The sequence below is a fragment of the Streptomyces sp. NPDC020780 genome (genome assembly GCF_044334475.1).
In the GTDB taxonomy this organism is placed as follows: Bacteria; Actinomycetota; Actinomycetes; order Streptomycetales; family Streptomycetaceae; genus Streptomyces.
In genome coordinates, this window is record NZ_JBIRTB010000009.1 from 1 (window position 1) to 19,167 (window position 19,167).

The window sequence follows — 19,167 nt, forward strand, 5'->3', positions numbered from 1 at the left end:
TCACTGGTCCTCACTGGGACTCACCGATACAAGATCGACCGACGCGATATCTTACAAAGCAGATGTCGGCGGTTCGAAACCGTCCGCGCCCACCAGTGCGAAGGCCCCCGACCGATCATGGTTGGGGGCCTTTGACATCCACCTTTGACATCAACGGGCGTGGTCACCCACGGTCGGGACGCTGCCGCCTCAGCATGCGGTCCAGGTGGCTTACGGCCTCGCGCTGCGTGTCCTGGACGACGTGCGCATAGATGTTCATCGTGACCGCGATCTGACTGTGCCCGAGGATCTCCATCACGACACGGGGAGCGACCCCGGCAGCGGTGAGCAAGGTCGCGCAGCCGTGGCGGGCATCGTGCAGCCGGATCACACGGAGCCCGGCGGTGCCAGCGACCCGGGTGAACGAGCGGTACAAGTTGCGCGGCTCGATCGGCCGGCCGGTGCGCGTGGTGAAGACGTAGCCGGTCTCCTCCCACTGATCACCGGCAACTTCACGCAGAGCAGCTTGCCGCAGACGTTCCCAGCGGAGCGGAGCGATGCAGAGAGCGGGCAGGGGAAGCGTCTGCTTCCTACGGCGGCCCTTGGGATCGTCCTCGTACGCCTCACCGCGGACACGCTGCCGCTGGGTACGGACGCGGATCTCTCGCTTGTCGAGGTCTACGTTCTCCCACCGCAGGCCGACGATCTCACCGCGACGGAAGCCGAGCGCGATGGCGAGGACGAAAGCCGCGTAGAGCGGGTCCTTTCGGGCGGCGGTGAGGAAGGACAGGGTTTCGTCGAGCGACCAGGGCGACAGATCCCGGGGTGTGGCGGACGGCGGCTCCACCAGGGTGGCCACGTTCCGCATGACCAGTTCCTCGCGGCACGCAGCGGTCAGGGCGGTACGTAGGACGCGGTGGGATTCCTTGGCGGTCGCCGCGGTGGTCTGCTGCTCCAGACGGACGAGGAAGCGCCGGACATCAGCGACGCTCAGCGATTCGAGGCGCTTCGAGCCAAGCATGGGCACGAGGTAGAGGCGGATGTGCGTCTCGTACTTCGCGTAGGTCGTGCGCTTGCGGCGCGGCTTGATGATGTTCTCCAGCCAGTACGGCAGCCACTCGGAGAGCTTGGCCGACCGCGTGGGCACGGGGACGCCCTGGTCCACCTTGGCGAGCAGCTCGCGGCGCTTGGTGTCGCACTCGGCCCAGGTCTTGCCGTAGGCGAACTTTCGGGCGCGGGTGCCGTCCGGCTGGAGGACGTAGACGGCGGCTTGGAAGCGGCCGTCCTTGCGCTTGGTGATGGTGCCCGCGCCATTGGGGTTGCGCTTTCGCTGAGTGCCCATCAGGCGGCCTCCTCGATCTCGTTGACGATGAAGTCCCGAACGGCGTCGGCGGGAATGCGCCGGGACCGGCCGATGGTGATGGAGGTCAGGCGGCGCGAGCGGATCAGGTCGTAGACGGTGGAGCGCCCGAGCTTGAGCCGCGCCATGACCTCAGGCACGGTGAGCAGTTCGGCGGTGGCGGTGGTCATGCGTCGGCCCCTTCCAGAGCGAGTTGGTCTTGCAGTTCGGCGCGGTGTTCGCGGGCGGTGTCGCGGTTGTGTTGGATGTCGCGGTGGATGTTGGCGGCGAGCCAGGATTCGCCGGGGGTGTGGTCGTGCCCGGCGTAGGCCCAGTGAGCGAGCGTGAGCGTGGTGGCTTCCGGGTGGTCGTCCGGGTCGGGCAGGCCGAGGGCTTCGCGTTGCTGGTTGGCCCGGTAGTCGGCGCGGACCTGTCGGAGGGCGCCGAGGGTGGTGGAGTAGCGGCGTGACTTCGTGGAGAAGTGGCCGCGGAAGCCGAGCATGTGGGCCCAGTCGCGGAGCTTGCGGTCGGGGTAGGCGTGGTGGAGGTCGAGGCACGCTTCGATCAGGCGCCGTGGGTGGTCCGGGACGTTGAGGAGGATCAGGGCTTCTTTGTTGCCGATGCGGTGGTCGACGGTGCCGGTGGTCTCGGCCGCTTTGGTGGCGTACTTCGCGACGTAGGAGGCAACGGCCTGCTCGGTGAGGTCCTCACCGTTGCCGAACGCGCCGATGGGCTGGACGTCGAGCTGCGTGCCCCAGCGGAGCACCCATTCTTCGGTGATCCCGGCAGTCGGGTTGGCCGGCACAGTGACTTCGACCCGGGCGGCAGCCGCGCGGATCGCGTCGTCGAGGAGATCGAGGGTGGCCCAGGCCGGGGGCGGCGAGTCGGGCCCCTCGGGTCCGTCGAAGCGGATCACCGCGTGGAAGTGGACGGCACCGCGCTTTTGGTACTCGGCGACCTTGCCGAAGGACACCTTGGACTGTTCCCGGGCGGCTTTCTGGGTGAGTCCGGCGCGGCGGGCGATCTCACGGCGAAGGTAGATCGTGAAGTAGCGCCACAGATCAGATGCGTGGTTGTTCCACAGCACCGCACCCGGGTAGTCGTACCTGTCCGGGTCGAGCGGGGTTCCGAGCTCCGCAGCTGTTTCGGGGTGGTGGGTGCCGCAGCGGCAGGGCCGGTTTCCGGGCCGGTTGTGGACGGGGCCGAACGAGGGTGCGGTGAGGGTGGCGAAGACGCGGGGGTGGTCGCGGATGGTGTGCGGGGTGCCTTTGTCGGGGTCTCCGGTGAGTCCGGCTCGGATGAGGTGGTAGGTGTCGCCTGCGTAGGTCCAGGCGCAGGCGGGGCAGCGGGAGGCGCGGCGGTTGCCGCAGGCGATGCGTAACCGGCCGCCGGGCTCGGTGTCGGTCGTGTAGTGGTGCAGGAGGGTGCCGGTTGCCCGGTCGGTGGTCTTGGTGGCGCCGGTGAGGTGGATGGGCTGTGCGCATCCTTGGGTGCGGCGGATCTGTTCTTCCCAGCGGTCGAAGCCGGTGGACCCGGCCACCCTCAGCACGTCGGCGAGGGTGGCCGGGTCCAGGCCCGCCGCGGTGGCGGTGTCCGTCACTGGTTCTCCTTGGGCGGGTGGTTGCCGTTCCAGTCGAGAAGGGCCACCGGACTCACACCCCGACACGGGTGTAGGCGCGGGCGGGGAGGCGACCGGTGCCGTGGCAGGCGGGGCATTCCGCGGTGATGGTCTGCCGGTTCCCGGTGGGGGTGGTCTGGCCAGTGGTGACGGCGACCTGGGGGAAGCCGTCGCAGTGTGCGCAGATCGGCCGGGTGCGGGTGTGCTGGGGCATGATGGGATCTCCGTTTCGGGCCGGTTGGTCTGGGATGGGTTGGGCGCCCGGGGCGGCGGAAACTTGGCGGTTGAGGCCGCCCCGGGGGCTGTCAGCGGCGTCGGTTGCGGCGTGCGGGCTTGATGGGCGGGATCGCGTCGTAGGCGTCCTTGCCCTGGTTGAAGGCGTCCCGGTCGGAGGTCGAGAGGGCCCCGCTGCCGAGCTGGCGGTTGATGCGGGATGCGGTCTTGCGGTCCCCGTGACGCTTGGCAATGGCGTACTCGCGGCCGAGTTCGGTCATGGCCGGGTCCGGGGCCGGAGACTTGTTGGTGCTGCGGTTGAAGAACTTCATGACGGGTCCTTTCAGCGCGGGTTGTTGTGGTTCAGGAGCGAGCGCAGGACGACGGCGCAGATCGCGATGGACGCGGCGGTGATGGCGACCGCGAGGAGCATCGAGACCAGGACCGTGCCCACCACGAGGACGAGGGCGGTCCCGCCCGCGGCGGCGACGACCAGGGCGCCGGGGGTGAGCTGTACCGAGGGCCGACCGGCCGGGACCGGGACAGGTGCGGGGGAGGTGGTCGGGGTGTGGTGGCAGTCGCAGGCCGGGGGGTGCACGAGGCCGGTGAGCGGCTGGACGAGGGACGTGTCCGCGGTGGGCGCGGTGTCCGGGGTCGGGTACTTCGGGGTGAACATGGGCTTCTCCTCTCAGGGGTTGCAGCGGTGGGTTTTGGCGGCGAGTTCCGCGGCGGCGCGGCCGTGGTAGTCGGCGGAGAAGTTGCAGCCGGGAGCCGTGCAGGCGGCAGTGTGCTTGGTCCGGCCGCGGCCGTCGTAGTGCGTGCCGACCTGGACGGGGCCTATGCGGATCACGCTGGTGAAGCGGTTCGGGCGCGGCATGGTCAGCTCTCCTGACGGAGGCTGTTGCCGGGGAACTCGGCACGGATGCGGTCGGCGTCGGCCGGGTCCGTCGTGCGGTCGGCCGCTTCCTCGGCGAGCAGTCGGGCGAGGGTGGGGCGGCCGGAGTCGGCCATCTCCCGCGCGGCGTTGAGGTAGTCGTCGGGGCGGTTGAAGTTGAACAGGGCCATGAGCTGGATTCCTTTCCGGTTAGGCGAGTTGGGCGGTGATGGCATCGGCGAGCGGTGCGGGGACGCCGAGGCGAGCGCGGAGGGTGGCTGAGTCGATCCGGTCACCGGTCGTCGCGTGATGCGTGTCGGCGACCTTCCGGGCGTGGTCGAGCAGGGCCGGAGGAACTGCCACAGTCGGCGCGGGCACCGGAGCAGGCTTGGGCACAGGGGCGGGTGCCGGCGGAAGTTCCGGGGCAGGATCGGGGGCCCGTTCCACCGTGAGGCCCGGGGCTTCTTCGGGTTCCGGAGCGGCCAGCGGTGCAGTGTCCGGGGCCGTGGGCTCCGGTGTGGTGGGTGCGTGTGCGAGGAGGGTTCCGCCGAGGAAGGCGAGGGCAGGCCACCCGGCGACGAGGATGCGGAGCCAGGCGGGGACGTTGCCGAGGTCGAGGAGTCCGGCTGTGGCGATGTTCGCGCCGAGTGAGGCAGCGAGCGCGATGACGAACCAGACCCAGGCGGCGCGGTTGTCGGCGTGGGTGCGCATGCGGCGCCAGGCGGCGACGAGGAGCAGGTCCACGCTGATCGGGTAGGCCCAGGCTTTCCAGCCGTCCTGTCCGGCGGCCGCGGCAAGGTCATGCAGGTGGGAGAAGGACAGAGCACCGGCGATGACGGCCTGCACGAGCACGGCGTCCAAGCGGATACTTCGGGACATCAGGGCACCTCCTTTCCGGGGGAGAAATGCGGTGCTACGCGGTGACCGGGGCGCCCAGCGGCGAAGCCGACCCCGGGGCGGTGCGGACGACCGGGCGGAAAGGAGCCAGGGCCGGGACGTCAGGGGTCAGGTGCGCGTACTCGTGGCAGGTGGCCACGGCATCCGCGGCGCTCAATTCGGGGGTGCGGATGCGGGACCAGCCACCCGAGGAGTCACCGGCCACAGCAACACCGGGGCGATCCGGCGGAATCGTGGTGACGGCGAAGACCGCATCCGGAGCAATGTCCCCGAGGCCCATGTCCGCGGTCTGCTTGTCGTTGACCCGGTGAACGACACGGCCGGTGAGCTGGGCACGGAGCATCGTGGCGCCCTTGCCGAGCTCGGAGCCGAAACGCTGCCCGCAGATCTCCAAATAGATCCCGACCGCCCGGGCCATCTGGGCGAGGCGCACCAGGTGCATGACCATGCGGTCCCGGCGTTCCTCATCCTTCTTCACGGCGACGAGGAAGAGTTCCGCCACCTCGTCCACCAGCACCACCAACGGCACTGGTCGCGCTTTGGCCGGCAGGTCCCAGAGGTCCGAGACTCCGTGGGCGCTCAGGGTGTCGAAGCGCTCTTCCATTTCCCGCACGAGGACTTCGAGCAGGTCCGATGCCTCAGCCGGGGTGATGGCGAGGGCGGAGAGGCGGGGTGCGTATCCGCGTTGTTCGACACCGCGCTTGCAGTCAATCCCGACCAATCCGACCGGGAGCTTCGCGAGACCGGTGATGAGGTTGCGCTGATACATCGACTTGCCCGACTGGTTCGCGCCCAGGGTCAGGCTGTGCGGGAGCTTCTGGTAGTCGCGGACGAACGCGGTCCCGTCCTCCCGCAGTGCCACCGGGACCACCAGCGGGCCAGCGGTGACCTTGCGGGGCAGTCGGCGGGGCATCTTCACGCGGCGCAGCACGTCGTACCCGGTCATGCGGAGTTCGACGAAGCCTGGCTTGATCTCTACGACGTGGACGGAGTGGACGCCCCAGGCGTGCCGGAGCCGTTCCGAGGCGGCGGCGACGTCGGCGGGCTCCAGGCCGGCCGGGAGGCGGAGGGTGACCCGCATGCCGGTGGAGGAGCCGCGGACCCGGCGAACCTTCGGGGGGACCGGCTGTACGTCGGGGCGGCGGGCCACGTTGCGGACCATGAACGCCCGAAGGCGGGACGGCTGGACCGTCAGCCCGCACACATCCATCGTGGAGCGGTACGTGGCGGCGAAGCGGACCCGGGCGACCGGCAGACCGGCCAGCGACCAGAACACGCGCGGAGCGCGCACCTTCGCATAGCCGAGCCCACCGGCAGCCGATAAGGCCCCCGCCACCTCGATCACCGTGGACAGGTCCGACATGGTCAGGCACCCGCCGTGATGGCCACCGCACGGAAGCTGATCCCGTGCCGGGTCTGACCGTTGAACGTGTTCTCCCAGTCCCGGGCCTTGAGCCCGATCACCGTGACCGGCGTTCCCGGGGTCAGGTTCTCAGGGACCCCCGTGCTCGGCACGGTCACCTGGTAGAGGTTGCCCTCCCCCTCGTCCGAGATCAGCAGACCCACCGTCGCGAGCGGGGCACCGGTCTCCCGGTCCATCGCGACCTCACCGGTCTGCTTGCTCACGAGCTTCGGAGTCGGAGGCGTCGCAACGAACACGACAGCGGTCGAGACATCGATCTTGAACGACGGCATCTGATACTCCCTGGATTGATGTGAAGCAGCCCAAATAAGGGCCCTCAGGGTTCGCTGTCCTAGGACTGCGAACCGCTAAGCGAGATGATGACTGGCAGTCCTGGGACTGTCAACAGTCCTGGGACTGTGTTTGACTTGGTTCTGACGAGAGGGGTTCGGGATGGCGCCCAAGTGGCGAGAGCTGGCAGACAAGCTGGCCGAACAGATCAGGGGCGGTGTCTACGCTCCGGGTGCACAGCTTCCGCACATCCGGGAGCTTGTGGAGGCGGGCGAGGGTTCAAAGTCCACCGTCCACGCCGCCTATAAGGCTCTCGAAGCAGAGGGTCTGGTCACTTCATCCCGCGGTCACGGCACAGTCGTGCGCCAGCAAGTTCCCCTCAAGCGACTCGGTATCGCTCGATACGACAAGGCCAAGTGGCGCGATGGCGACGAAGTGGCGTTCATCGCGGACCGTGTGGCGAGTGGACGTGCCTACCGCCGGAACGAGCAGACGCAGACTGTTAGCCGTGTGAAGGCTCCCCCCGCCGTATCGGCAGCTCACGGCCTGCCCGAAGGAGCTGAGGTGTACGCGCGGGCGCGGCTTGTGAAGGAAGGCGAGCAGCCCACACACACCTTGACGAGCTATTACCGGCCCGAACATGTCGAGGGGACCCGCATCGTTGACCCGACTCCCGGGCCTGCCGGCCGGGGCGGAGGGTTCCGCGTGCTCTATGACGCCGGTTACGAGATCGACCACATGAGAGAGCGGATCTTCGCTCGGGCCGCCACCCCGGATGAGTCCAGGCTTCTCCAACTGCCGCCCGGAGAGCCAGTTGTTGAACTGCACCGGACGACGTTCACAGCTGACGGCACGGTGGTGGAGTTCGCCATCGGGGTGCACGCGGCATCGCGTTTCGCCTGGGAATACGACTTCAAGGTGCCTGATTCCGCGAGGGACAAGGAAGGCTCATAGTGATCTCTGCACAGGACTGGGCCGACGCTCGGCGCATTTGGGACTACCACCAGATGGGCCACGCTCTTCAACCCTGCTCCGTTGCCATCGGGCTCGGCAGTCATGATCTGGGTGTGGCGGACACGTCGGCAGGCCTGTATCAGCGGGGATTGGTGCCGCTCCTGCTCTTTACCGGAGCCACGAGCCCCACGACCCGGGAGCGGATGCCTCGCGGGGAAGCAGTCCACTACCGGGAGCGGGCACTCGAATTGGGTGTGCCCAGCTCGGCTGTTCTTGTGGAGCCGAGGGCGCGCAACACGGGTGAGAACATCCGCTTCTCGCGAGAAGTGCTGGAGGAGGGGGGCGTCGAGGTGGCTTCTGTCCTGCTGATCAGCAAGCCGTACGAGGAGCGGCGGGCATACGCCACTGCCCGCAAGCTGTGGCCCGAGGTGGAGATCGTCAGCGCTTCGACGCCGATGTCTCTGGACGAGTACGTCGACTCCATCGGTGACGCACGTCTGGTGATCGACATGCTTACGGGCGCACTGCAACGACTGATGATCTATCCAGATCAGGGATTCATGATCCGCCAGCCCGTACCTGCCGACGTAGCCGAGGCGTATCAGCGACTCCGCCAAGCCGGTTTCACCAGCCGCCTCCTGCCGAACGATTCGCATTCTGCTTGACCGCCGCCGAGAGCTGTTACAGGTTTCTCTACCTCATCAAGGCACCCGGCTGCGCTCCGCTCCGCCGGGCGCGCTTCCCGGCTCTGGCTGCGCCCGCGCTCCTGCCTTCGGCCCGCTCGGCGCTGCCGCCGCCGACGCGCGCCCGCAGTGGATAGGCCCGGAGGGCATGAGACGAGAGCCAAGCCCGCGGCTTCAAGCATGCCTCCGGCGGGGGCGCTCAGACTCCGGGATGGGAGGGGCGCCGTTCGCGAGTGCCGGCCGGAGTGGGGTGAGCGTCGTGGGGCTCCCATCCCGACCACCTTCGACCCAGGCAGAGCCGAGCAGTCGCGGCCCAGGGCGTCAAGGTCGTTCGTACAGTGGCGCGCTCCACCTTGACGCCCTGAACCACGACCGCTCCACGGTGTGTGGGTCGAAGGCGGACGGGATGGGAGCCGGGGCGAGTGGTGGATCGAGAGGGCGGGGCAAGCGCGGGCCTGAAAGGTCCGTGGGTGTTCCGAATCGGACAACTGCTGACCACACTGCTTCTTCTATGATCAGCTTGCAGGGTGGAAGCCATCATCGCTAGCGCTATAGCCGTCCTGGGCACCCTACTTGGAGCAGGAATTACCCTCTCCTTTCAGCAGCGCACGGCTGTAAAGGGCCATCAGTTCGCCCGCGCCGAGCGCCTTCGGCAGGAGCGGCTTGATGCCTACTCCGCGTACGCTGGATCTCTGATCAACTACCGTCGATGCCTGGTGCACCTGTGGTTCTGCCTGCACGAACATCCCCATGAGGATCCTGGCGAGGTCCGAATCCGCGCATACGATCTCCGCTCCATTGCGCAGGAGTCCCTGTTCAGGGCGCAGTTGCTCACGGACGACGCGACACTGAGTCAAGACGCTGAGGCGGTGCTTGCGAAAGTGACAGAGCTGTACAAAGTCGACAGCCGTGAGGAACTTGACGAGCGCAGGAGCGGTACCCGCGACGGAATCCGTCATCTGGTCATGGCTGCTAAGCGCCACCTTTGAGGGCGCATCGGAGGTCGGGCGCGAACATGGTCTGTCTCTTCAATGGCGAGAGCGTTGCCCGCGCGCGGTCGTACGATCTTCCTATGCGAAGAGGAGCGATCACGCGAGAGTCCGTGCTCAAGGTTCTCGTGGAGCACGACGAGTTGGGGCGTGAAGCCTTCCTGACGAAGTACGGCTTCGGGGAGGCACGGTCCTACGTCCTAGTACACGAGGGTCAGGAGTACGACTCCAAGGCCGTTGCGGGAGTGGCGCACAATTGGGACCAGGGGCGGGCCCTCACTCCGGATGAGTTCAGCGGCGGCAAGGATCACGCCGCGGCGTGGCTCAAGCGAGTGGGCTTCCAGGTCAAGGCCATCAAGAACCCGGACTGGGCTCGCGACGAGATCATCCTTGCCTGTCAGTTGGTGATGGAGAACGGTTGGAAGGGACTGGACGCCGGGGACGGCCGGGTAGTGGAGCTGTCTGCTCTGCTCCAGTTGCTTCCCATCCACGCGGAGGCGGACCGAAACGAGAAGTTCCGCAACCCCAACGGCGTCGCTCGCAAGACGTTCGACATCGCCACTCGCCATCCGGAATACCGAGGGATGCCCACCAACGGTGGTGCGCTGGATGTCGCTGTGTTGCACGAGTACCTTGCCCGGCCGCAGGAGATGACCGAGGCCGCGAGGCTGATTCGGCAGGGCATTGCGACCGGCGACTTGCAGTCCTTCGCGCCGACTGAGGACGAGGAGTTCGGCGACGACTTTAGCGCGCCTGAGGGGCGATTGCTCATGCGCCGGCACAGGGCCCGCGAACGAAACAAGGGCCTGCGCAAGAAGAAGATCGCTTCCGTTCTTCAGCGTGGCGGACAGCTGGCTTGCGAGGCGTGCGGCTTCGACTTCGAGAAGATCTACGGGGACCGCGGTGCCGGGTACATCGAGTGCCATCACGTCCTTCCACTCCACGTTGCGGGGGAAGGCCGCACCAAGCTCAGCGATCTGGCCCTCATCTGCGCCAATTGTCACCGCATGATCCACCGGCGCGCGCCGTGGCCGACTCCGGAGGAGCTACGGTCCTCGATCGAGCAGAAGCACGCAAATGACAGGCGCGCCGCTGCGGCCTTGTCACGACCGCGCAGGGCAGCCGACGAGCAGATGCCGAATCCGTGAGCTGACATCCACTCCTGACATCAACGTAGGTGCACAGCGGCAGCCCTATGGAGCCGTGGACGGCAGCCGCGGCCGGGCCCGCCAGGGTGCGCAACCACCTCCGGCCGAACTTACAAAGCAGATGTCGGCGGTTCGAAACCGTCCGCGCCCACCAGCCAGAACGCCCCCGCAGCGATCCGCTGCGGGGGCGTTGACGGTAGTAGGCGACGGTAGCGCACTCCGACGGCACAGCCGCAGCTCGGGCCGGAGGGCCAGTGGACGCCCAGTGCCGCAGCTCGCAACGTGTGCCCTGTCGATGACCTCGCGTAGGTGTGGGCCGGCGGCGTGGTTGTCCCGCCAAGCGGCGGGCGGGGCCAGGTGGCCTCAGGAAGACGGTCGTCGTCCACCCTCTCGGCCGACCCGTTGGGCGCTCGTGTGCCTTGAGCCACAAGGAAGCAAGCGGACATCAGTTGTGTCATCGACGTGCGTGGTCACGGAGACGGCGAAGACAACGCGAGCTGCTGCCAGAGGGGTCCGGGAGGTGCCGCCCCTTGTCGGAGTGGCCAGCCGGGGTCGTCAGTCCGCCGTCGGCTCCGTACCGATCAGGGAGAACGCGAGGATCGAGACGCGCGTGATCAATCCCGCAAGCACGATCGTGCCGAAGCCCTCGACCTCCAGCTCTGCGAGCTTTCCGCCCAGCCAGGAGAGCAACCACCAGATGAGCGAGTCCTGTACGACTCCGGCCAGCCCGAAGGCCAGCAGGACCGGGGCCGGAACGCGGGCGGACGGGCCGAGGTGGACGAGCTGGGTGAGGACCGTCACCACGAGGGCCGCGACCACGAGGGAGAGCGCCACGTCCACGTTCTCCGTACCCAGGCTGATGCCGGGCAGCACGGCCCCGGCGGTGCAGACGCCGGCGAGAACACCGAGCCTGCGTCGCGCGCTTATGTCAGTCATGGGCTGACTCTCGCACGCGGGAGATGAGTCTGTGAAGATTTCGTGGGGTCCATGATCGGATCGGACCGACGTCCCCCCGATGTGCGAGCGGATACCTGAGCATCTGCCGCACACAGCCGTGTTGTGTACGGGTACGACCGTAGTGCGGGCACGTGGGTACACGTCGTGCCGCAGCAGCGATGCTGCAGTACCCACGGCAACTGTCTTCCCCGGCCCACGCTGCCCCCAGCGGCCGATTGACCAGCCGGCCGAGCTCAGCGACCACTGTGCCGATAGTCGCGTGCCGAGCAGCAGTTGCCATCCGTAGTCGATGTCGGCCGCGGATGTCATGCGCGGCATCGGACGGTCGCACAGCGCCGAAGACCGCTGTGCGAGGAGGGACGGCAGTCGTCCGGCCGAACGTACACAGCTGGATGCCGACAGTTCGACACCCTCTGTGCCCACCGGCGCGGAGGCCTCTCGACCGGCCGCTGTCGGGCCCCGGCGCCTACGGACGCGGTCGACCACGGCGCCGAGGCTGCCGCTTCACCCCGTGGTCGAGGCGACCCGCGGCAGGGGCGGCCCACCGCGCCGTGAGGAGGACTGCGACCGCCGTGCCGACGATCGCGCTGTCGGCCGTCACATCACCCACACGGGCAACAGGCCCTCTGCCCAGGCTACTTGCTGCCGGGCGGCCGAACGAAGCCGTTAGGTCGACGGGAGCCGAGCTCAGGTTGTGCTCAAGACTCTCCGTATCGGATGCCGCGGGCAGGTGCGGGGTGCGATGTTCATCTCCCACGCGGTACGTGACCGCGCGGAGCAGGCTATCGCCGTCAGGCGGTCAGGAGACCAACGTGCTCGGAATGATGGATGTGGGAGCCGTGATCGGCCTAGGCGTCACGGTCCTTGTCATAGTAGGTGTCGCCATGGTGTGTGCCAGGTGGTTCAAGGCCCGGCGATGACCCCCGGGCCAGGGCCGCCCTGTATCGCGTCGCCGAGGGGCGGCCGCACGTCACCCTGGATCCCGGGACTGCGCGATTCGCCGCCCATCGACCCGCGATCAGCAAGCAGATCGCGATCAGCAGGACGGAGCAGGTCGTCGCCGTCCACGGCTCGTCCCGCACCGTTGGGCCGTAGGCGCCGGTCGATGGGAGGGCAGGGACCTTCGGGGACCTGGCGAGCTGGGCTTTCCTGGGAGGGGGCGGTCCGCGACTTTTCGACGACGCGGCAGGGGGCGTGGGGTGGCGGGGGGCGGGTAGTCGGCAGCGCAAGCCGAGTAATCGGGTCATCGAGAGAAAGCAGGGTGAGTGCCATGTCCTCCTCCCTCGTCGAGACCGTCGACATCAAGGCCCCGGTCGCCGTCACCTGGGCTCTGTGGAGCGATGTCACCCAGTGGCCGAAGTTCCTGAGCCACGTGCGGCGGGTCGATCCGATGGACGAGCGCCGTTTCTCCTGGCAGCTCTCGCTGCCGGGTGCGGAGAAGAGTTTCGTCGCCGAGCTCACCGAGGTCGTCCCGCAGGACAGGATCGCCTGGAAGACCATCGAGGGCGTCCACCACGCCGGTGTCGTCACGTTCCACCGGCTCGACGAGGCGTCGAGTCGGGTCGCCTTGCAGATCGAGTACGACCCGAAGGGGTTCGTGGAGCATGTGGGCGCGCTGACCAACCTGGACTCGACGCTGGCCAACTACGACCTCGGTGAGTTCAAGAAGCTGGCTGAGACCACGGCCGCCGGTGAAGGCCCCAGGGGGCTTTGAGGCGCGGTCCCGCGTACCGCCCCGAGTTGTACGGCCCCGAGTTGTACGGCCGAGAGTCGTACGGCCCCGAGTTGTGCGGGTCGCGAGTCGTGGGTGATGCCGTGTGCGTGCCGGGCCTTGGGCGTCCGGTGCGCCCCGGACGCGCCGCGCCTTCCGGGAAGGGTGTCCCGGCCCGGAGCCGTGTGGGGGTGTCGCGTGTGCCGGGCCTGGAGTCACCCCGGCGCTTCCCGACGTGCCCCCGGAGGAGGCCCCGCCGCGTCCGGTACGCGGCCCGGCACCGCGGCGGGCGTAGGCCCTTGACCGAACGGCCGTGAGCCGAACGGCCGCGAGCCCCAGGGCCCCAACCCGCGCCGGGCCCGCAGCGCCCCGGCGGCCCCGGAGCGCCCCGGAGGTCTCCGCCGCCTTCCGGGATGCGTTCCGGCAGGCGCCGGAGGACCGTGGAGGCATGGCCGGGCATCCCCCTGTGATCGTGTATCCGCCCTCACCGACCGGTGGGCGGCGGGTGGCCGTGCGTGGGCGGATCGTCGGGCTGGCCCACGGGCGCGGTGAGGTGGCGTCGCTCCTGCGGCGGGCGGGGCTGGCGGAGGGCGTCGAGGAGATCGACCTGGACCGGCCGGAGCTGATCGAGTGGCGGGGCGGTGACCTCGACACCTGGGGGCGGACATCCTGAGGCCTCGTCGAGCGGCCCGGGGCCCGTCCTCCCCGCACCTGCCCTGGGGACACCGCCCGGCGGGCGGGGCACGCCGACGAGTCGCGGCGGGCGTGGACACGCCCGGCGGGCGCGGACGCGCGATCCTCGACCGGGCGGTGAGCCAGCGGGCTGCCGGGGGCGGCCGGAGTCCCGGCCGGACAGCCAGGGCGTACGGGTGCGCGGGCAGCCGGTCAACCACGCGCCGCACCCCCTCCTCACCGTCCTCCCCCGAGGAGTGGGGGCGCGTACGAACCGGCGGCGCCACGACCTTGCGTGTCACTCGAACGGCCGCTTCCGGGTCGTGCCGGGGCCGGGCGTGGCGCAAGGTCGGTCGTGCCCGTCGACGTGCCTGGCGGTCGTCTGCCCAGTGGAGGTTTCCATGGCTCAGTCAGCCCCCCGACCCGGTACCACCTCGCCGACCCGCTCCGGCCAGGGCTCCCCGTGGGCGGCCGGCGGGACCATGTTCGCCGGTGTTCTGCTGCTCGTGGAGGGCATTCTCGCCGTCTTCACGGGAATCGCCGGTATCGCCACCGACAGCGTGTACGCACGCGTCGGCGACTACACGTTCAAGTTCAGCGTCTCCGGATGGGGATGGATCCACCTCATCCTCGGTGTGGTCCTGATCCTCGTGGGCCTGGGCATTCTCAGGGACGCGCCGGGCGCCCGCGTGGTGGGCGTCGGGCTGGCCGGACTGAGCATCATCGCCAACTTCGTCTGGCTGCCGTACCAGCCGGTGTGGGCGGTCGTCTCGATCGCCATCGACACCTTCGTGATCTGGGCCCTGTGCACCGCGGACCGTTCGAAGGCGGCCTTCTGACGTGGGCGGCGGACGTGTCGGACCGGCCCGACCCGACGCGTCGGCGGCGCTCGCCGCCGACGCGTACGTCTACGGGTCACCGCTGGTCCGGCAGCTGTCCGCGGTGCGGGCCTGTCTGCGGGAGGGCTGTGGGGGGCTGGGCCCCGCACCGTTCAACGACTTCAACCACGCCGCCGGGCCGGCCACCCCCGATACGGACGTCCCGTCCGCCGCGAGCGACGCCGTCGCCGCTCTCGCCCAACTCGACCTCTCGGGCGGCCCGGTCCGCCTCCACGTGCCGGACACCCGCGGGGAGTACTACGTACTGCAGTTCGTGGACGCGTGGACCAACGCGTTCGCCTACGTCGGCCGCCGGGCCACCGGTACGGGCGAGGGGGACTGGCTGATCGTGCCGCCCGGCTGGTCCGGCACGGTGCCCGACGGAGTGTCCGGGGTGATCGACGCGCCCACCTCCGTGGTATCCGTCGTGGGCCGCATCGCGTGCGACGGGCCCGCCGATCTGCCGCGGGTCCGGGCGCTCCAGCAGGAGTTCACGCTCACCCACCTGGGCGACCGGGCTCACCGCACCGGACTGCCCGCGCCGGATCCCGCCGTCCCCGCGGTTCTGCGGTTCTTCGAACAGTTGCGGATGTGGATGGCGGACTTCCCGGCCGCCGACGCCGACCGCGCCTACGAGGACCGTTTCCAGCCCCTGGGTCTCCTGGAGGAGGGCGTCTCCCCGTACGTGTCGGCCTCCCCCGGACTCGTCCGTACGCTGACGCGGGGCCTCTGGCTGGGCAGGGCGCGGGTGGCGGAGGCGGCCCGGCCGGCAGACGGGGCCGACCGGGCGCCCGGTTCGTGGGACATGGACCCGCACCTCTTCGACTACAACCTGGACCGCACCGGTGTGGGCACGCTCGGCTCGCCGGAGTGGAAGATCCCCGACCGGGAAGCTTCGTACCTGGTCAGAGCGGTCGCGGCGCGGCAGGCGCTCCGGGGGGCGCACGGGTACGAGATGGTGTACGCGCAGACGTTCCGCGACGCACTCGGGCACCGGCTCAACGGAGCCCACCGTTACGCCCTGCGCTTCCGGCGTCCGCCGCCGGTCGAGGGCTTCTGGTCCGTGACGATGTACGACACCCCCGGGCACCACATCGTCGCCAACGAGGCGGAGCGGTACGTTCTCGGCGACCGCACACCCGGACTCGTCCACGACGCCGACGGTTCGCTGACGCTGTACCTCTGTGCGAAGCGGCCGACGGACCCCGCACAGACGGCGAACTGGCTGCCGGCGCCCCTCGGGGACTTCCGGCCGGTGATCCGGCTCTACCAGCCCGGCCAGGCGGTTCTCGACGGCAGCTACGTACTGCCGCCCATCGAGCGCATCCGGTGAACCGGGCTTCCCTCAGGCCGTCCTCGGCCACCCCCACCCCGGTGTCCGGGCGCGTTGTCAGTGGTGCGGGCCACACTGGAAGCATGTGCCGCAGCATCAAGACACTTCGCCCGCCAGTCATCCCCGAAGAGGCCACGGAGGAGGAGATGAGAGCCGCCGCCCTCCAGTACGTGCGCAAGGTGTCGGGCTTCCGTGCCCCCGCCGCGCACAACCAGGAGGTCTTCGACCGGGCCGTCGACGAGATCGCCGAGGCGACCCGGCGGTTGCTGGACGGCCTGGAGATCCGGGGCGCCGCCCGGGTCCGGGACGGGTCCGTCTGAGGGAGAGCCGGGGGAGGCACCGCATCCGGGGCCGCCGGGGGACCGGCGGCCAGGAGCCGTGCCCGCCCACCGGGCGGGCACGGCCGGCGGGCACGGCGGCCCTGAAGTCAGGTGCCCGCCGGGATCCCGGCGGGGGCCGGCCGCACGCCGGGGGAGGGCCGGCGGACGACGAGCGCCGCCACAGCGCCCGCCAGGAACAGGGCGAGGACCGAGACGGCCGTGCCCAGCCACGTGGCGCCGAGCCATTGGCCGCCGAAGTAGCCGAGGCCCACGCTGTACACCGCCCAGGCCAGCCCCGCCAGGGCCGACCAGGGCAGGAAGTCCTTCGCCCTGCGGTGGGCCGCGCCCGCGCCCAGTGACACGACCGAGCGGCCGGCCGGGGCGAAACGGGCGATGACCACGAGCACCCCACCGCCGCGGCTCAGGGCTGCGCCGAGGCGCTCCTGCGCCGTGGTGAGGCGGCGTGAGCGGGCGATGGCCCGGTCCAGCCGGTCCCCGCCACGCCAGGCGAGGCGGTACGCGACGAGGTCGCCCAGTAGCGAGGCGCTGGCCGCGCAGAGGATCAGCACGAGCAGGGAGGGCACCTCACGGGTGGCCTGACCGGCAGCCGCCGTGACCGTCGTCGTGCTCGCAGCGGCGGCGGTGGCCGCCGCGATCACCAGTACCCCGCTGGGCAGGACGGGCAGGAAGACGTCGAGGAGCACCGAGAGGGCGATCACCGCGTAGATCCATGGGCTGCCTGTGAGCGCACCCACACTCTCCAGCACTTTCTACTCCCCGTTCCCGTGTCACCGTGTCAACGCCGCGACGTCGCAGGGGAGCGGCAGGAGCGGCAGGTCCAGCGATCCAGAATACGCCTCCGGTTAACTGCGGATTCGCCCGATGGTGGGCGATGTCGCGCAGTTCACGTACGTCCCCACCCCGTACGCCCCGGCAGCCGGGGCGGGGTGCCGGGGCGTACGGGGCCGGGGTGGTGCGGGGCGGGTCAGGCCGGGACGGCCGGGGTCTGCTCGCGGGCGCGTTTCTCCCAGCCCAGGATGCCGCCGACGAGAGGGAACGCGGCCGCGTACCAGCGGCCGGACGTGCTCCGATCTGCACCTGTCAGGAAGCGCCCACCCGTGCTTGCGGGTTCACCTTCCTGCAGCGCGGCTGCATTCCGCTCACTCGCTCGAGGTGAGGGTGCGCTCCATCACCGTCTCCAGCTCCGCCCCCGTCGGCCTCTTCTTGGCCTGGACCAAGGTCAGCGCAGCTTTCCGTCCGTGGAGCGTGAGAGTCATCAGCTGGTTGCCGAACCACGGGCCGCCCGTCTTCCGCCAGCGCATCGCCGGGGCCCCGGCCCGCCCGTGGAGCGCGAAGGCGCGCCCCAGCCAACGGCCCGCCCGGCTCCATCCGAAACGGAACCCGGCCCGGACGTACGCGGGAATCGAGTTGTGCACCGGAGAGCAGGTCAGCTGGAGGATGCGCGCGCCGGGAGTGCCGCCCGGGGCGGACGCGGGCCAGTGGGGCTCCGCGATGTAGGCGTGGTGCACGTCGCCCGAGAGCACGCATATCGTCGCCGGTGCGTCCGGGGCGCACCCCGCCTCGCGCAGCAGTTCCGACAACTGCCGGAACGATGCGGGGAAGGCCGCCCAATGCTCCAGGTCACCGGCGCGGCGCACCTTCTCCCCGACGCGCGCCCAGCGGCCGTCGGGGCCGCCCCGCTCGCCCCGGCACAGGGCGGCGTTCCAGACCTCGGCGTCGTGGACGAGCGGCGGCAGCAGCCACGGCAGCGAGGTGCCGATCAGCAGATGGTCGTACGTGCCCGGGGCGCCCAGGACCTCCTCGCGCATCCACCGGGCCTCCCCGGCGTTGAGCATCGCGCGCTGCTGTTCGTCCAGGACGCGGGCCGCCCGGGTGTCCACCATGAGCAGCCGTACCCGGCCGAAATCACGCCGGTAGCTCCACCGCGTGTGCGTGGGGTCGAGATCCGCGGCGGCGGCATGCCGGCGCAGGGTCTCCGTGGCGTCCGGGGCGCCCCGCACGGCGGCGTACAGCGGATCCGCGGCCAGGGCGTCGGGGGAGAGGTTGCCGAGGTGCTGGTAGACCCAGTAGGACATCAGCCCGCTGACGATCCGCTCGTGCCACCACGGTGTGCGCCGCATGTCCGCGAGCCAGGCGTCGCTGGTGTTCCAGTCGTCGATGACGTCGTGGTCGTCGAAGATCATGCAGCTGGGGACCGTGGAGAGCAGCCACCGCACGTCCGGGTCGCGCCAGGACTCGTCGTAGAGGCACGTGTACTCCTCGTAGTCCGCGACCTCCGCCCCCGGCGCTTCGGCCAGGTCGCGGCGGGCCGCGAGTCGGCGCCGCGTGGCCTCCGACGTCTCGTCCGCGTACACCTGGTCGCCGAGCAGGAGCAGTACGTCGGGACGTGCGGCGCCGGGGTCGGCGGCGAGCCGGGCGGCCAGGGTGTCCAGCGCGTCGGGGCCCACGGGATCGTGTTCCCGGGCGGGCGGTGCGGCCCAGCGGCAGGAGCCGAAGGCGATCCGCACGGGTGCGGCCTGCTCCGACCCGGGCGGGGCGGCCACGGCGGGGGTCGTGATCGTGCTGGCGGGGAAGTCTGAGTCCTTCGGCGGCCAGACCTGGCGGCCGTCGAGCAGCACCTCGTAGGCCGTGGTCGAGCCGGGGGTGAGGCCCGTCACCACCACCAGCGCGTAGTGGTGTCCGCCGACCGCGAAGGTGGCTGAGGAGCCCGACGCCCCGTCCGCGCAGCGGACCTCGGCCGTGCAGGGGCGGCTCGTCTCCACCCAGACGGTCGCCCGGGAGCCGGACTCCCAGTCCACGTACCGCAGCAGTGGTCCCAGGCGCAGCCCAGCCATGTATGCCCTCCTCGCGTCGCCGTGACCGGTGGTTCCGCACGGGCGGCCGCCGTG

Annotated in this window: 23 protein-coding genes; 9 read left to right on the plus strand and 14 right to left on the minus strand. The window is 69.9% G+C overall.

Translation table 11 applies throughout. The features are described from left to right. Window positions 1-163 precede the first annotated feature (163 nt). The 11 genes from ACH4VO_RS18460 to ACH4VO_RS18510 all read right to left on the minus strand — a co-directional run bounded on the left by ACH4VO_RS18460 (window position 164) and on the right by ACH4VO_RS18510 (window position 6,615). A complete protein-coding gene (locus tag ACH4VO_RS18460) occupies window positions 164-1,321 on the minus strand; it encodes a site-specific integrase (RefSeq protein WP_360989737.1) in 1,158 nt (385 codons plus the stop codon). Beyond that, window positions 1,321-1,509 (minus strand): helix-turn-helix domain-containing protein, encoded by a 189-nt coding sequence (locus ACH4VO_RS18465; protein ID WP_030075792.1) that lies wholly within the window; start codon window positions 1,507-1,509, stop codon window positions 1,321-1,323. The genes ACH4VO_RS18460 and ACH4VO_RS18465 overlap by 1 nt, the downstream gene beginning before the upstream one ends. After that, window positions 1,506-2,918 carry a replication initiator protein RepSA gene (repSA, locus tag ACH4VO_RS18470; RefSeq protein WP_360989740.1) on the minus strand — a complete coding sequence of 471 codons (1,413 nt, stop codon included), beginning with the start codon at window positions 2,916-2,918 and terminating at the stop codon, window positions 1,506-1,508. Before repSA ends, ACH4VO_RS18465 begins: the two co-directional genes overlap by 4 nt. 52 nt (window positions 2,919-2,970) lie before the next feature. Further along, window positions 2,971-3,150: a hypothetical protein gene (locus ACH4VO_RS18475; RefSeq protein ID WP_360989743.1), complete on the minus strand. Its 180-nt coding sequence runs from the start codon at window positions 3,148-3,150 to the stop codon at window positions 2,971-2,973. 91 nt (window positions 3,151-3,241) lie between these two features. Then, window positions 3,242-3,481, minus strand: a complete 240-nt coding sequence (locus tag ACH4VO_RS18480) for a hypothetical protein (RefSeq protein ID WP_360989746.1) — start codon at window positions 3,479-3,481, stop codon at window positions 3,242-3,244. A gap of 11 nt (window positions 3,482-3,492) precedes the next feature. Continuing rightward, window positions 3,493-3,825 (minus strand): SpdD protein, encoded by a 333-nt coding sequence (locus ACH4VO_RS18485; RefSeq protein ID WP_360989749.1) that lies wholly within the window; start codon window positions 3,823-3,825, stop codon window positions 3,493-3,495. Between the two features lie 12 nt (window positions 3,826-3,837). Continuing rightward, a complete protein-coding gene (locus ACH4VO_RS18490) occupies window positions 3,838-4,026 on the minus strand; it encodes a mobile element transfer protein (RefSeq protein WP_360989751.1) in 189 nt (62 codons plus the stop codon). Between the two features lie 2 nt (window positions 4,027-4,028). Further along, window positions 4,029-4,214: a hypothetical protein gene (locus ACH4VO_RS18495; RefSeq protein ID WP_360989754.1), complete on the minus strand. Its 186-nt coding sequence runs from the start codon at window positions 4,212-4,214 to the stop codon at window positions 4,029-4,031. A 19-nt stretch (window positions 4,215-4,233) separates the two neighbouring features. Continuing rightward, window positions 4,234-4,902 carry a DUF2637 domain-containing protein gene (locus tag ACH4VO_RS18500; protein WP_360989757.1) on the minus strand — a complete coding sequence of 223 codons (669 nt, stop codon included), beginning with the start codon at window positions 4,900-4,902 and terminating at the stop codon, window positions 4,234-4,236. A 34-nt stretch (window positions 4,903-4,936) separates the two neighbouring features. Continuing rightward, window positions 4,937-6,283, minus strand: a complete 1,347-nt coding sequence (locus ACH4VO_RS18505; RefSeq protein ID WP_360989761.1) for an FtsK/SpoIIIE domain-containing protein — start codon at window positions 6,281-6,283, stop codon at window positions 4,937-4,939. 2 nt (window positions 6,284-6,285) lie between these two features. Then, the gene (locus ACH4VO_RS18510; protein ID WP_203187274.1) at window positions 6,286-6,615 is read right to left on the minus strand and encodes a hypothetical protein; all 330 of its coding nucleotides are present in this window, start codon (window positions 6,613-6,615) and stop codon (window positions 6,286-6,288) included. 160 nt (window positions 6,616-6,775) lie between these two features. On the opposite strand from ACH4VO_RS18510, the gene ACH4VO_RS18515 reads away from it, so the two are divergent. The 4 genes from ACH4VO_RS18515 (at window position 6,776) to ACH4VO_RS18530 (ending at window position 10,387) form a co-directional block, all read left to right on the plus strand. Continuing rightward, complete coding sequence (locus ACH4VO_RS18515) at window positions 6,776-7,567, plus strand: GntR family transcriptional regulator (protein ID WP_360989764.1); 792 nt, start codon at window positions 6,776-6,778, stop codon at window positions 7,565-7,567. Continuing rightward, window positions 7,567-8,232: a YdcF family protein gene (locus tag ACH4VO_RS18520; RefSeq protein ID WP_360989767.1), complete on the plus strand. Its 666-nt coding sequence runs from the start codon at window positions 7,567-7,569 to the stop codon at window positions 8,230-8,232. Before ACH4VO_RS18515 ends, ACH4VO_RS18520 begins: the two co-directional genes overlap by 1 nt. Before the next feature lie 545 nt (window positions 8,233-8,777). After that, window positions 8,778-9,239: a hypothetical protein gene (locus ACH4VO_RS18525; protein WP_360989770.1), complete on the plus strand. Its 462-nt coding sequence runs from the start codon at window positions 8,778-8,780 to the stop codon at window positions 9,237-9,239. An 83-nt stretch (window positions 9,240-9,322) separates the two neighbouring features. Next, window positions 9,323-10,387 (plus strand): HNH endonuclease, encoded by a 1,065-nt coding sequence (locus ACH4VO_RS18530; protein ID WP_360989773.1) that lies wholly within the window; start codon window positions 9,323-9,325, stop codon window positions 10,385-10,387. 555 nt (window positions 10,388-10,942) lie between these two features. Here the strand turns inward: ACH4VO_RS18530 and ACH4VO_RS18535 are convergent. Further along, complete coding sequence (locus ACH4VO_RS18535; protein ID WP_360989776.1) at window positions 10,943-11,323, minus strand: hypothetical protein; 381 nt, start codon at window positions 11,321-11,323, stop codon at window positions 10,943-10,945. A gap of 1,291 nt (window positions 11,324-12,614) precedes the next feature. On the opposite strand from ACH4VO_RS18535, the gene ACH4VO_RS18540 reads away from it, so the two are divergent. The 5 genes from ACH4VO_RS18540 (at window position 12,615) to ACH4VO_RS18560 (ending at window position 16,258) form a co-directional block, all read left to right on the plus strand. Continuing rightward, complete coding sequence (locus ACH4VO_RS18540) at window positions 12,615-13,058, plus strand: SRPBCC family protein (protein WP_360989779.1); 444 nt, start codon at window positions 12,615-12,617, stop codon at window positions 13,056-13,058. Window positions 13,059-13,503: 445 nt separating this feature from the next. After that, complete coding sequence (locus ACH4VO_RS18545) at window positions 13,504-13,728, plus strand: hypothetical protein (RefSeq protein ID WP_360989781.1); 225 nt, start codon at window positions 13,504-13,506, stop codon at window positions 13,726-13,728. 400 nt (window positions 13,729-14,128) lie between these two features. Further along, the gene (locus ACH4VO_RS18550) at window positions 14,129-14,566 is read left to right on the plus strand and encodes a hypothetical protein (RefSeq protein WP_360989784.1); all 438 of its coding nucleotides are present in this window, start codon (window positions 14,129-14,131) and stop codon (window positions 14,564-14,566) included. A 1-nt stretch (window position 14,567) separates the two neighbouring features. Beyond that, on the plus strand, window positions 14,568-15,938 hold the full coding sequence (locus ACH4VO_RS18555) for a DUF1254 domain-containing protein (protein WP_360989787.1): 1,371 nt from the start codon (window positions 14,568-14,570) through the stop codon (window positions 15,936-15,938). A gap of 83 nt (window positions 15,939-16,021) precedes the next feature. Beyond that, complete coding sequence (locus ACH4VO_RS18560) at window positions 16,022-16,258, plus strand: DUF2277 domain-containing protein (RefSeq protein WP_360989790.1); 237 nt, start codon at window positions 16,022-16,024, stop codon at window positions 16,256-16,258. Window positions 16,259-16,365: 107 nt separating this feature from the next. Here ACH4VO_RS18560 and ACH4VO_RS18565 read toward each other — a convergent pair whose 3' ends face one another. Beyond that, entirely contained in the window at window positions 16,366-17,025 is a 660-nt protein-coding gene (locus ACH4VO_RS18565; protein WP_360989793.1) for a VTT domain-containing protein, read from the minus strand. Window positions 17,026-17,418: 393 nt separating this feature from the next. Next, the gene (locus ACH4VO_RS18570) at window positions 17,419-19,113 is read right to left on the minus strand and encodes an alkaline phosphatase D family protein (protein WP_360989795.1); all 1,695 of its coding nucleotides are present in this window, start codon (window positions 19,111-19,113) and stop codon (window positions 17,419-17,421) included. Window positions 19,114-19,167 lie beyond the last annotated feature (54 nt).

Bases quoted from the DNA above. Each gene is read 5' to 3' on its own strand.
- ACH4VO_RS18490 (WP_360989751.1), bottom strand. From the start codon at position 4,026: ATGCCGCGCCCGAACCGCTTCACCAGCGTGATCCGCATAGGCCCCGTC.
- ACH4VO_RS18535 (WP_360989776.1), bottom strand. From the start codon at position 11,323: ATGACTGACATAAGCGCGCGACGCAGGCTCGGTGTTCTCGCCGGCGTC.
- ACH4VO_RS18465 (WP_030075792.1), bottom strand. From the start codon at position 1,509: ATGACCACCGCCACCGCCGAACTGCTCACCGTGCCTGAGGTCATGGCG.
- ACH4VO_RS18500 (WP_360989757.1), bottom strand. From the start codon at position 4,902: ATGTCCCGAAGTATCCGCTTGGACGCCGTGCTCGTGCAGGCCGTCATC.
- ACH4VO_RS18495 (WP_360989754.1), bottom strand. From the start codon at position 4,214: ATGGCCCTGTTCAACTTCAACCGCCCCGACGACTACCTCAACGCCGCG.
- ACH4VO_RS18570 (WP_360989795.1), bottom strand. From the start codon at position 19,113: ATGGCTGGGCTGCGCCTGGGACCACTGCTGCGGTACGTGGACTGGGAG.
- ACH4VO_RS18510 (WP_203187274.1), bottom strand. From the start codon at position 6,615: ATGCCGTCGTTCAAGATCGATGTCTCGACCGCTGTCGTGTTCGTTGCG.
- ACH4VO_RS18475 (WP_360989743.1), bottom strand. From the start codon at position 3,150: ATGCCCCAGCACACCCGCACCCGGCCGATCTGCGCACACTGCGACGGC.
- ACH4VO_RS18545 (WP_360989781.1), top strand. From the start codon at position 13,504: ATGGCCGGGCATCCCCCTGTGATCGTGTATCCGCCCTCACCGACCGGT.
- ACH4VO_RS18550 (WP_360989784.1), top strand. From the start codon at position 14,129: ATGGCTCAGTCAGCCCCCCGACCCGGTACCACCTCGCCGACCCGCTCC.
- ACH4VO_RS18505 (WP_360989761.1), bottom strand. From the start codon at position 6,283: ATGTCGGACCTGTCCACGGTGATCGAGGTGGCGGGGGCCTTATCGGCT.
- ACH4VO_RS18530 (WP_360989773.1), top strand. From the start codon at position 9,323: ATGCGAAGAGGAGCGATCACGCGAGAGTCCGTGCTCAAGGTTCTCGTG.
- ACH4VO_RS18515 (WP_360989764.1), top strand. From the start codon at position 6,776: ATGGCGCCCAAGTGGCGAGAGCTGGCAGACAAGCTGGCCGAACAGATC.
- ACH4VO_RS18540 (WP_360989779.1), top strand. From the start codon at position 12,615: ATGTCCTCCTCCCTCGTCGAGACCGTCGACATCAAGGCCCCGGTCGCC.
- ACH4VO_RS18560 (WP_360989790.1), top strand. From the start codon at position 16,022: ATGTGCCGCAGCATCAAGACACTTCGCCCGCCAGTCATCCCCGAAGAG.
- ACH4VO_RS18485 (WP_360989749.1), bottom strand. From the start codon at position 3,825: ATGTTCACCCCGAAGTACCCGACCCCGGACACCGCGCCCACCGCGGAC.
- ACH4VO_RS18460 (WP_360989737.1), bottom strand. From the start codon at position 1,321: ATGGGCACTCAGCGAAAGCGCAACCCCAATGGCGCGGGCACCATCACC.
- ACH4VO_RS18480 (WP_360989746.1), bottom strand. From the start codon at position 3,481: ATGAAGTTCTTCAACCGCAGCACCAACAAGTCTCCGGCCCCGGACCCG.